General features: G+C 69.3%; 9 protein-coding genes and 2 pseudogenes. 8 read left to right on the forward strand and 3 right to left on the reverse strand.

Annotated features, from left to right (window positions below; all coding sequences use genetic code 11):
- The first annotated feature begins 23 nt into the window (after window positions 1–23).
- From ACGF5U_RS17985 to ACGF5U_RS17995, 3 genes and pseudogenes are all read left to right on the forward strand, one after another.
- Complete coding sequence (locus tag ACGF5U_RS17985; protein WP_392716290.1) at window positions 24–431, forward strand: hypothetical protein; 408 nt, start codon at window positions 24–26, stop codon at window positions 429–431.
- 275 nt (window positions 432–706) lie between these two features.
- Window positions 707–1,524 (forward strand): IS5 family transposase gene (locus ACGF5U_RS17990; RefSeq protein ID WP_392716288.1). Its coding sequence is split into 2 segments (ribosomal slippage): window positions 707–1,049 and window positions 1,049–1,524, totalling 819 coding nucleotides; the frame shifts between segments, so codons are not numbered across the junction.
- A 75-nt stretch (window positions 1,525–1,599) separates the two neighbouring features.
- Window positions 1,600–1,764, forward strand: a pseudogene (locus tag ACGF5U_RS17995) (DUF6207 family protein); the annotation flags it as partial.
- 114 nt (window positions 1,765–1,878) lie between these two features.
- Here ACGF5U_RS17995 and ACGF5U_RS18000 read toward each other — a convergent pair.
- Window positions 1,879–2,085, reverse strand: a pseudogene (locus tag ACGF5U_RS18000) (DUF6207 family protein); the annotation flags it as partial.
- On the opposite strand from ACGF5U_RS18000, the gene ACGF5U_RS18005 reads away from it, so the two are divergent.
- Complete coding sequence (locus ACGF5U_RS18005) at window positions 2,084–4,099, forward strand: hypothetical protein (RefSeq protein ID WP_392716286.1); 2,016 nt, start codon at window positions 2,084–2,086, stop codon at window positions 4,097–4,099. The pseudogene ACGF5U_RS18000 and the gene ACGF5U_RS18005 overlap by 2 nt on opposite strands.
- Window positions 4,100–4,705: 606 nt before the next feature.
- Window positions 4,706–5,452 carry a hypothetical protein gene (locus ACGF5U_RS18010; protein ID WP_392716284.1) on the forward strand — a complete coding sequence of 249 codons (747 nt, stop codon included), beginning with the start codon at window positions 4,706–4,708 and terminating at the stop codon, window positions 5,450–5,452.
- A 114-nt stretch (window positions 5,453–5,566) separates the two neighbouring features.
- Here ACGF5U_RS18010 and ACGF5U_RS18015 read toward each other — a convergent pair whose 3' ends face one another.
- A complete protein-coding gene (locus ACGF5U_RS18015) occupies window positions 5,567–6,376 on the reverse strand; it encodes a TIGR02391 family protein (RefSeq protein ID WP_392716282.1) in 810 nt (269 codons plus the stop codon).
- A 267-nt stretch (window positions 6,377–6,643) separates the two neighbouring features.
- On the opposite strand from ACGF5U_RS18015, the gene ACGF5U_RS18020 reads away from it, so the two are divergent.
- A complete protein-coding gene (locus tag ACGF5U_RS18020; RefSeq protein WP_392716280.1) occupies window positions 6,644–8,020 on the forward strand; it encodes a helix-turn-helix transcriptional regulator in 1,377 nt (458 codons plus the stop codon).
- 451 nt (window positions 8,021–8,471) lie between these two features.
- Here the strand turns inward: ACGF5U_RS18020 and ACGF5U_RS18025 are convergent, their stop codons facing one another.
- Window positions 8,472–8,927, reverse strand: a complete 456-nt coding sequence (locus ACGF5U_RS18025) for a hypothetical protein (RefSeq protein WP_392716278.1) — start codon at window positions 8,925–8,927, stop codon at window positions 8,472–8,474.
- A 179-nt stretch (window positions 8,928–9,106) separates the two neighbouring features.
- On the opposite strand from ACGF5U_RS18025, the gene ACGF5U_RS18030 reads away from it, so the two are divergent.
- Window positions 9,107–9,298: a hypothetical protein gene (locus ACGF5U_RS18030; protein ID WP_392716275.1), complete on the forward strand. Its 192-nt coding sequence runs from the start codon at window positions 9,107–9,109 to the stop codon at window positions 9,296–9,298.
- 71 nt (window positions 9,299–9,369) lie between these two features.
- The gene (locus tag ACGF5U_RS18035) at window positions 9,370–9,789 is read left to right on the forward strand and encodes a hypothetical protein (protein ID WP_392716273.1); all 420 of its coding nucleotides are present in this window, start codon (window positions 9,370–9,372) and stop codon (window positions 9,787–9,789) included.
- Window positions 9,790–10,424: the final 635 nt, after the last annotated feature.

A 10,424-nucleotide genomic window follows, 5' to 3' on the forward strand; every position in this document is an offset into this window, starting at 1 on the left:
CGGTGTGGCTGGCCGGAGCACTCGTGCTGCTGCTCGGCGGCTGCGATGTCCTCTCCACCGACAAGACGCCCAACCGCATCAAGGACGGCACGGCCGAGCTTGAACTGACCGTGACCGGGCGCCCTTCCCCTGGCACCCTCTCGACCACCGAACACGTCCTGGCCCGCCTCAAGGCCCGCGACGGCGACGGTTTGGCCGAGCTCGCCGCGGAGGGCGGCGAGAGGGAGAAGGACGCGAAGCGCTGGGTGGCCCGCTGGGGCGATGCCGCCCAGCGCCCCGCCACGGTGGACTTCCGCCTGGGCGAAAAGGAAGCCTCCGCCGATGTTCGTTTCACGGGTGAACGCTCCACGCTGTCGCTGCTGCTGATGCCGAAGGACGAGAGCAAGCCCTACGACGACAGGTTCGTGGTCGTTCTGCGGGAGGACCAGTGAGGTAACGGCCAAGGAACCCGCCGGACAGACGGAGGGTTCCAATGGGGCACCGCGTCATCACGCAGAACGCTCGGCCGGGTTTCCCCGCCGAGCGTTCTGCGTGGGTCGTTGTGTGGTCCGTGAAAGGGCTTCCGGACAGTCGGATTCGGTAGCCTCCCACCGGGCCTTTCCCTGAGCCCCGGTCCGGACGTCCGGGTTGGGGCTCACACCGTTGCTGCCGCTGAGAATGGGGAATAAGACGGTGTCCTATGTGGGTTCGGCTCGTTGGGCTGGTCATGGGGCGGGGTACGTGGAGTTGGATTGTTCCGGACGGGCTGTGGGAGATCGCCGAGCCGTTGATCCCACCGTCGAAGGTGCGGCCGCAGGGCGGCGGAACACAGGACACGCCTGATGAGACGCTGTTCGCGGCGATCATCTACGTACTGGTAAGCGGGTGCGCGTGGCGCGCTCTGCCACCGTGCTTCGGCATATCGAAGTCAACCGCGCATCGCCGGTTCCTGATCTGGTCCAGGGCTGGGGTGTGGGGCCGGCTGCACGAGGAGATCCTGCACCGCCTCGACGACGCCGGCCTCCTCGACCTCTCCCGCGTGGTCCTCGACTCCGCCCACGTCAGGGCTAAAAAGGGGGCGAACTCACAGGTTCGAGCCCCGTGGACCGGGGCAAGCCGGGTTCCAAGATGCACATCCTGTCGGACGCGAACGGACTGCCCCTCGTTGTCGGCGTCAGCGCGGGCAACACCCACGACAGCGAAGCCTTGAAGCCCATGGTCGCCGGTCACCAAACGAGACACGACCCCCACCGAGGCCGCCACTTCAAACCTCAGCGACTCCACGCCGACAAGGCCTACGACATCCCCCACCTGCGGAAGTGGCTGCGCGGCAAACGTATTGGCGTCCGGATCGCCCGCAAAGGGGTCGAGTCCAGCGAACGATTAGGGCGCCGGCGGTGGGTCATCGAACGGACGATGTCCTGGCTGACCGGCTACCGCCGACTCAACCACCGCTACGAACGCCACCCCCGCAACTACCTGGCCTTCCTCGGCCTCGCCGCCGCCCTCTGCTGCTACAAACGCCTCATCCGCCTCACCACATAGGACACCGTCTTAGGCCTTGGCCGTGATCGTGCCTCTGCGTCCCGCACTCGCATGCAGCGGAGATCTCCGCCCGGGATGCCGACCGATACACGTCCCCACCCCCGGCATTCTGACCTCCTTGTCCGACAGGCCCTGAACACGGCGTTCCAGGAGGTGGTCGCCGCCCGGTGGGCGACCGCGACCTCGGAGCGCACCGGCCGGGATCCGGGACAGCCCGGCGTGCGGCGGCGCTGCTATGTGGTCCTGCGCCAGGGGGCGATGCCTGACAAGCGCACCGGGGCCGGTTGCGCAGAGCCGGTCCGTTCGTTCTACGGGACGGCTGCGCAGGAGGAGGTCGTCATGGTCGGGCAGCGCCATGGCCGTCCCCTCGTCCGCGGCAGCGATAGCCACGACGAGGAGTCCTGGCTCCGACACGTCGCTTCGTTGACCGGTTCCACGTGTGCCCAGCCGTCCCCGCATACGGACCAGGAGCCCCGGCAGTTCGATCGTCCCGCCCGTCCCACGGGAAGCCGACCGCCTCCCCACCCCGATGAGCCGCAACTGGGGGCAGTCTCCGTGCATGCCAGACACAGACGCCACATGGCAGAAGGAGACGAAGGACGAGGGCGATGCCCTGGAGCCTGGCTCACCCGCACCACGCCTGTACTCGCTGACCACGCGCTACACCGATCAGTTCCTTGGCGGACAGGACGGCCCGGACCTGCTGTGCGACGATGCGATCGCCGCGCTGCACTTCACTCTGACCGTCAGCAGTTCCAGCCCGCTGGCCATCACCTGCAGCGCCACCGCCGACGGCCGCACCTGGACACGACTGCCGCTGCACGTCCTGCGCGCGGACGCGGAAAGCGCCCTGCGGCAGCAGTACGTGAAGCCCCCCATGTACGCCGTCTCTCTCGACCCCCGCACGAAGGCCTCTCCCAGCCGCCCTTGGGCGGACCTGAGCCGTCTCATCGAGCACACCCAAGCGAACTGGCTGGACTCTGTCCTGCGCGAGCCCCTCGACGACGCCTCGACATGGGTACCGGACGAGCCGGCCACCGCGGACTGGATCCGCGCCGGCCGCCTGTGGGCGGCCGTCTGGGGCGAACCCCCCAGCGAGTCGGTCCTGGAGCAACCCCCCATCCCGACCGGCACACCCTCCACCACCGCAGGCAGAGCTCTGCTGCGCGCCGAGGCCACCGCCGTCCTGGACGCGATAACCCTGGCTCACACCCCCGCCACCGATGACAGCCTCGCCGACCTGCACGCCGCCTGGAAGCTCCTGCACGACCTCGACGAATGGATGCTGGACCCGAAATACGGGCCCGGCACCGACCTGCGCACTCCTGCACACCGGCTGCTGGACCGCATCGCCGCCCTCCACCCCGACACCGCCGCACCCCTGGCCGCCACCCGAGACCACCCCGACGCCGCCCCTATCCAGGCCGCCACCCACGCCTACCTGCAACACGTGCTTCCGCTATGGCCGCACACCGCTGACTGGACCGACCGGGCCCGCACCGCATACCTGGAAGAACTCCACGCCCCGCGCACCACCAAGGAGCGCCCGCCGTCAAGCCCGCCCGAAACGCAGGCGCAGACGGTGCTGCGCGCCGTGCTCGCCCCGCTCGCCGAACCATCGGCGCTATCCCGTCATGAGGCCGCGACCCTGTGGCGCAGCCACTCCGGCCGGGGAGCCGAGCAGGCCGGCTGGGACATGACCGTCCAGACGAACCGCATTGACGACCTCGCCCGCGCCCACACCACCGACGGAACACCACGGCAGAAGGGCGAAGCCATCGCAGCGGCCCAGCGAGCCCTCACCGCTGCCACCCACTACAACGACGAACACGTGACCATCCACGCCGCTCGCGGACACCTGCACAAACTGGCCACCTCCCTTCGCACCCTCGACAAGGCACAGCGCACCCTTCAAGAGGGCATCTGGGACATCGCCAATACACGCCGCGCCCAGCACGACCCTGCGAAGGGGCCCTGGAACGGCTACGACGAGCAGCGGGCCACCGCCGACCTCATCCCCGTCCTCACCGCCGGCGAAGCCCGCATCGCCCACCTGCGCCAGCGCCATCTCGACGTCACCCACGAAGCCCTGACCGACCTGATCCCGCAGCTAACCGACATCCCGCGGGACGGCCACCGGAACTACGCGATGCGCAATCACCTGGCCCCCTTGGACCTGCTGCGCCAGGACCTCAGCGCACTGGCCCCGCTCATCGATACGCGGCGCCGCACCCGCACCGAGCTCCGCACCCGCCTGGACACGGGCCCCCAATTCGGCCAGAAGCACGCCACCGCCCACGACCTGGCCGCCGTCGAGAAAGACCTCCGGGGCCTAGAGCGGCGCTACGCCGACACCCAGACCGAATTCGCCCTGTCCGTTACCCTCGGGCGCACCTTCGACCAGGTGCGCAACCTCCCACCCCCAGACGCAACCGCCGCCGCCCAGCACTCCGCCGACGCCGCCCCACGCCCCTCCCACCGCACCGCCCCCTCCACACCAGGTCACGACCAGGCCACCGCTGCTGCGCTTCACCCAAGCCCTCCTACCGCTCACGGCAGGGCGACAGGCGCCTGACCGAGCTGCCGCAGCAGGCCTGCGGCCCAAGCAGATCCTCGGCTACATCGAGGCTGTACTCGTCGACTGCAACCAACACTTCGCCCCCGAAGACAGGCACGGGCCGGACCCCCATGCGTTCGATGCGCAGTACCGGCTGCCGCACGCCGGTGGGCCCCGGTCCGCACCACTGGTGTGGAGCGCCAGCGCCCCGAGGCCGCGATCGGCGCGCACGGCGCTCCGGCCCGGCCCGCAAGGCGTGGCCGCCGAGGAGCCGGCGGCGCCAGCCACCGCCTGGTGCTCCTCGTCGCCGAGCGGAAGGCGTCGGCGGTGACCTACGACGGGCCCGGATTGCCGCGGTGAGGCCTTGGGCGTCGAGCCGGGCGCGAGGAGCCGGCAGGCCGCCCGTAGGAGCGTCACCGCGTCTTCGTGCCGGTGGGTGGAGCGGCGCTTGCTGCGGCAGCAGGCCGGCCGCTGACGGTGCCCGGCGGCGGCAGCATCGGCCGGACACAGGGCGCACCGCCGGGCGGGTCCAGTCTCTCCCACGCCCGACTCGGCGCTGGCCCGCGTCCGGAAACCCGGCACTGGAGGGCGCTGCTGCCGCTGATCCTTTGGAGTGAGGAGCTGATGCACGTCGACGCGGTGTTCGGCGTCGAGCGCGGCCGCTACTTCGACCTGAACCGAAACCAGGTGCCCACCACCATCCAGATCTACGACGACCCTCACGGCATCCCAGGAGAAGTCGAAGTCCGCGAGACAGGCAGCTTCTACGCTGCTCCAGCCGCTCTCCCACGGCTGCAGGCCTTCTGCTCCGCCGTGACAGCGAAAATCGACGCAGTCATGAACGGCATCACCAGCGGCCGAAGCCTGCCCAGGAAGCGCGCCCGGCGCCTGGAGCGAGCCGCCCGTCACCTGCTGCAGGCCTACCAGCGCACCCACAGGGATGACGGCGTGTGGGAGGAAGAAGCCGACGAGCTGCACCTGGACTACGTCATCGCGCTGGAAGCACTGATGGTCAGCCCCGGCGACAAGCACGAGGGCATCAGCGAAAGGATCCGGACGCGGACGGCGGCTCTGTTCCCTAGCCCTCTGCGCGAGGGCGTCGAGAGCAGAGTGCAGAAGGCGTACAGCGCGCGCTCGAAGTACGTACACGGAGACCTGCTCGCCGACCAGAAGCTGGCCGAACTGCGTGAGCTCAGGCTGCTCGTCCGGCAGGTCGTGCTGCGCTGGCTCATCCTCACCCCCTGCGACACTCAAGACCTCGCACCTCGTCTTGACGCCGCAGCCGATTGCACCAGTTGCTCACGCGCCATCAGCGAACCCCTGCTGGCCTTCTTCCAGGCATCACCGCCACAGGAGGACATCCGGGCCTGAGGCGGCACTGCCTTCGCTGCCGCGGCCGGCGTCGCTGTATGCCGCAGCCCGGATCTCCGGTTCGGCAACGCTGCGGTCAGTGCGACACAGGTACGAGTTGCACTGATGACGGCATCAGGGGGTGACGTGCGCGCCGTCGAGCCGCCGGTGCACCATCGACAGCGTGGTGAGCAGTTCCAGCAACTCCTCGTCGGTGACCGTGCGGTGAAGGCGCGGCTCGTGCGCGGCCGGGTTGCGGTACATGCTGAACAGGCCCTTGACCAGGTTCGCCATCCCCTTCTGCTCATCCAGCTCTGGCCCCGTGGCGTTCGCGTTGATGGCTACCCGGGCCGTTCCGTGGCCCGGCATGAGCACCGCGTCGACCAGCCGCGCCCCGTCCAGGCCCTGGCCGGTGAGCTGCCGCAGCCGGTCGGCCACCGACTTGACCGCCTCCAAGCTGGCGTGGAAGGGGTTCTTGGCCAAGATCTCCAGGGTGCAGTAGCGCAGCACCTCCGGATGCGTGGAGCGGCGGCGCAGCTCGGTCCGCAGGGAACTGGCGTGCCGTGCGGCCTCGCTCAACGTGGCGGCCGCCGGCCCCCTGGCAACCTGTCCCTGGTCGTTCACCCGCAGCCCGACATGGACGAGGACCTCGTTGAGGTCGTCCTGCCGGCACGAGAACGTGTGCGGCTGCTGGGCGTAACGCACCGGGGCCATCGCTACTTTGATGAACGCGATCACGCAGTTCGACGCCCCCTGGCGTGCCTGCTGCGCGAGCAGCGCTCCGGCCAGCCGGTCCCGCTTGTTGCCGCTGTCGACGTCCGGCACCTTCACGACGGCCAGCAGCTGCCCGATCTCCCGCCCGGTCAAGCCGTGAGCGGTGCCGCCGAGCACACCTGCCACCGCCGTGACGACCGTTGCCGGCCAAGGCTCGTGACGTGTCGCCATGTCCCGTCCCCTTCCCCTCGTCCCAGGGCCAACCGGCCAAGGTGACACGGGCACGCAAGGCAGATGCCCCCTTTTCCACGCCCAGGGAAGCGGTGTGCGGCGTAGTGGCTGTCGGCGGAGTGCCGTTCCGGCGTGGGAGCCGCGTTGCCCCGACGCTGCGGAACGTTGTCCAGAAATCGCTGTGCCGATCTGCTTTCCAGTCGTGTACTAATGGGCATCAGCAGTGCTGTAGCCAAGTACAGCACTTGAGTTGAGAAGGAGAGCACGTTGGTCTACGACATTCGTCCGCTCGCCAACGGGCTGCGGACGGACCACCCGGTCCCCGGCCTGCCGTTCGTCGACGACTCACACCTGCCGCTCGACGACGGCCCCGACGCCATCGAGGCAGTCGGCCGCAACAAGGGCGAAGGCATGTGGGGCCGGTGCGACACCTCCCGCGAAGGAGGATGGCTGGCCTTCACCACCGACCCGATGGCCCACCACCTGGGCTGGGCCGTCCGCCACCACCCCGAGCACGGCCGCACCGTGCTCCTGCTGCGCGACGAGGACACCGCCAGCCTGCACACCTACTGGGCGGGGGCTCCGCTGCTGTTTAGGGCCGGCGGCTACTGGTGGGACGGCGACGCCTGGTACCGGCCCGGCCAGATCTGGGACCCGGTCACCGAGGACTACGCACGCCACACGGCACGCGCCACGGCCACCGTCCACGCCGACGACATGCTCGACGGTCGCGCCCATCCGGACCGCGCACCCGTGCACAAGGTCGCCACCTTCGACCCGGCCACCGCGGTGCCCAAGGACTGGCTCGACCATCTGACCCGGTGGGCGCAGCACCACCAGAAGCAGGACGACCCCCTGCCGCTGGAAAAGTGCGTCGTCGACCTGGCCAGTCCCGAACTCGCCGGGGACCGGCTGCTCGGCGTGCCGGAGATGGCCGCGCTGGGCGGCATCACGGCCTCCACGCTGCGGGGTTACATCTCCCGAGGCGAGAACGACGTGCCGCTTCCCCAGGCGACCGTCGGCGGACGGGCCCAGTGGTCACGCCCGGTCGCCGAGGACTGGGCGGAAGCCCGGCGCCGCTCCTCCGAGGGGCTGAAGGACGCCATGTCGGCCGGCGACCGGCACCGTCTCGCCCCGGGAGCGGCTCAGATCCGCGACCGTTTCAGCGAGACCTTCTTCAGCTTCCTGTGGAAGCGCCCGGACATCCGCAAGCGGTGGGGCCTGCGCCATCGCAACGAACCGAGCGTGCGGGAGGTGGCCGACCAACTGGCTTTCGAGGTCGCCGACAGCCTCAGGCGGATCATCCCGACCGACGCCTTGGGGCCGACCATCCGCCACGCCGTCTTGGAGGACTTCGCCACCTCGCTGCGCGTCAGCGAACGCCGGGGCGGCCAGCTCAAGGCCTTCGACCTCGTCCTGTCGGTTCCCCTGGCGAAGATGCTCAGCTGGTTCATCCAGCACTTCCCGACCTCGGCCCAGTGGTACGTCGGCGAGATCATGGGTGAGGCAGACAAGCAGCTCGGCATCCCTGCCCAGGTGACGGGCGAAGCGCTGCGGCGGTCCGCGACCACGAACGGGGAACTCGACGGGCAGGCCGCGAAGGAGTTCTTCTCCCGTGTCGTCCCGCGAGAGCCGGAGGGCTGAGGTCCTTCTCCGATCGTGAGGGACGCCAAGCCAATCCCAGTGGCTTGGCGCCCTTCGCGCACGACTGACCACGAGTGGATGACGCCACGGGAGGCAGCCGAGTGGATCGTCCCCTTGGTGTCGGAGGAGGCGGGCCGCTGTCCCCTGTGCATTGGTCGCCTTGCCGGGCCGGACGGGACTGCCCGGCACCAGGACCGCTGTCTGGCGGTGTTGGCACCGGCAGACGTTGGCTTGCCCACGGCGGGTGGGCGCTGCGGGTGCTGCTGGAGGCCGACTTACCTCGGTGCCCGCCGACGGTCGTCGCGACGGCGGGAGACCACGTGAGGCTGCTGCGTGTACCGCACGGGGCCATCGCCTCCTGGTCCTTGGCCATGGCCGCCTTCAACGGGGTGAGCACGGCCGGAATGCTGGACGCGCGGGGCCGGGGACTCGTTGCTGGTGCGGATGGAGTTCAGAGTGCGATGGGCCGGTACTTCAGGGCTTCGTCGACGATCTCTTCCGCAGCTGCGTTCTGGAGGCCGTCCGGGGGATGGAAGATCAGGCCGGTGACTGCGGGGTGGAGCACGTTCGCTTGGAGGAGAACCAGGTAGTAGTCGATCTCCGGGTCGCCTGCGAGGATTCTGCGGACGATTTCGACGAGCTCGTCCCTTGTGATGTCTGCGACGCGGGGGCGGGCCGGCCGGGCCGCCCCCCTGGCGAAGTCCTCCAGGTCCCTGCCTCGCCAGTAATGGGTGAAGGCGTAGGCCGTGTAGTCGTGGCCGGTCATGGTGTTGAAGGTCCGGATCGCCTCGTCGGCGTCCTCGGACCGGTCAGCCAACAGGCCTGCGATCCGATCGATCTCACAGCTCAGCTCTTCCAGCCGCTGCCGGCTCACGGGTGGGGGCAGCAGCTCCGGTCTCAGGTCCACGGCCCGATTATGTCCCCAGGCGCCGACACGCCGGACGAGCGGCGCCGTCCGGATCCCCCTACTGACCGGCTCCTGCACACCTGAGGGACTGGTACGCCCACGCCCACGCCCCCGCCCGGACGGCCACCAGGCAGCTCTCGCCCGAAGCCGCTTCACCGACCCCGCTGTACGGCGCGGCCATGCCTCAGCCCACGTATGGATCAGACGCCCCGGTCACCTCCCGAGAAGCCCTGATCCACCACATCCGCCAGCTGCGCGAGGATCTGCTCGCCAACGGCGACGGCTGGGAGAACCCGACCCTGGAGCGCTACCTCGAGTCCATGGCCGCATGGATCAATGATTCAGCGGGCTACGGCGCGGGCGGGAGGTAGGTCCCAACACGCCTGCCTTTTAAGCCGCTTGAGCTATTGCACTCAACGCTATTTTTTGCGACTATCGCAATATGGATTTGATCAGTGACATTGCGGCGATCCGCTTCCCGCTCCCCGCGCCGGGCTCGGTCACCCCGGCTGACCTCTACTTCGAGGCCTGCGAGCAGGCCGAACGCCTCCGCTCCGAGGAGGCGGAAAACCTCCAGGCCGCGAGCGAGGGCCTGGATGCCGACCCGCTGCTCCTGGCGCTGCAGGACGCCCGGGCGCGCAAGGCCGCGGCGGATGCCGAGATCCGCCGACTCCTCGCCTACGGCCGGGAGTTCCACGGCGCCCGCCCGTACCGGCTGGAGTCCCTGGCCGAGGCCAGCGGCATGACCATCTCCGGCATCCGCACCGCCTACGGGATGGACGAGATCACCGAAGTGGCCCGCGAGGTCCACCGGGAACCCAACCGGCGCACCGCCAAGTCACCCGTCAAAGGAGGCTCATGAGCGATGACCAGGACGACACCTGCCTCTGCCCCACCTCTTGGCCCCGCCTGATCACCGTCATCGAACAGCGCCAGTACACCCCCACCCCCACCCCCGCCTCCGCGCTCTACCTCGCCCACTGCGCCGTATGCGGCACCGCCTACACCCACCCCTGGAGACGGGTGCGCCCCCGATCCACGCGGTCCGGCACCGCTCCAGTCAGGGCCGCCGGCAACAGCGAGAGGTCACCCGGAGCTTTCAGAAGAGGCACGAGCGCGAGATCCGGATTCACCAAAAGTTCTCGAGCAAGGAAGCAGCGCCAGTACGGGGGCAGTAGCCCCTCAGGAGAAACTTCATCCCGGGCCACTTTGATGCAGTGTCACCCACCCCTCATAGCCAGCCATTGGCCCGCGAAGCGGGCCCAGGACTCGAAGGCGAAGCCGGAGAGGCCCAGGACAGGGAAGCGCAGCGCCCCTGGCCCGTGTTGTTGGAGCGAAGCGGAGACAACACAACTCGGCGAAGCCGAGTCCCGGTCCGCAACGCGGACCGGCCTCACTTCCCAACTCACAACGCGAAGCGTTGTGTTGTTCAACACCCCCGCGAAGCGGGGGTGTTCGCTGGGAAGCTGCGCAGCAGCTTCTTACCCGCTCCGCGGG

The organism is Streptomyces sp. NPDC047886, assembly GCF_043204435.1.
In the GTDB taxonomy this organism is placed as follows: Bacteria; Actinomycetota; Actinomycetes; order Streptomycetales; family Streptomycetaceae; genus Streptomyces.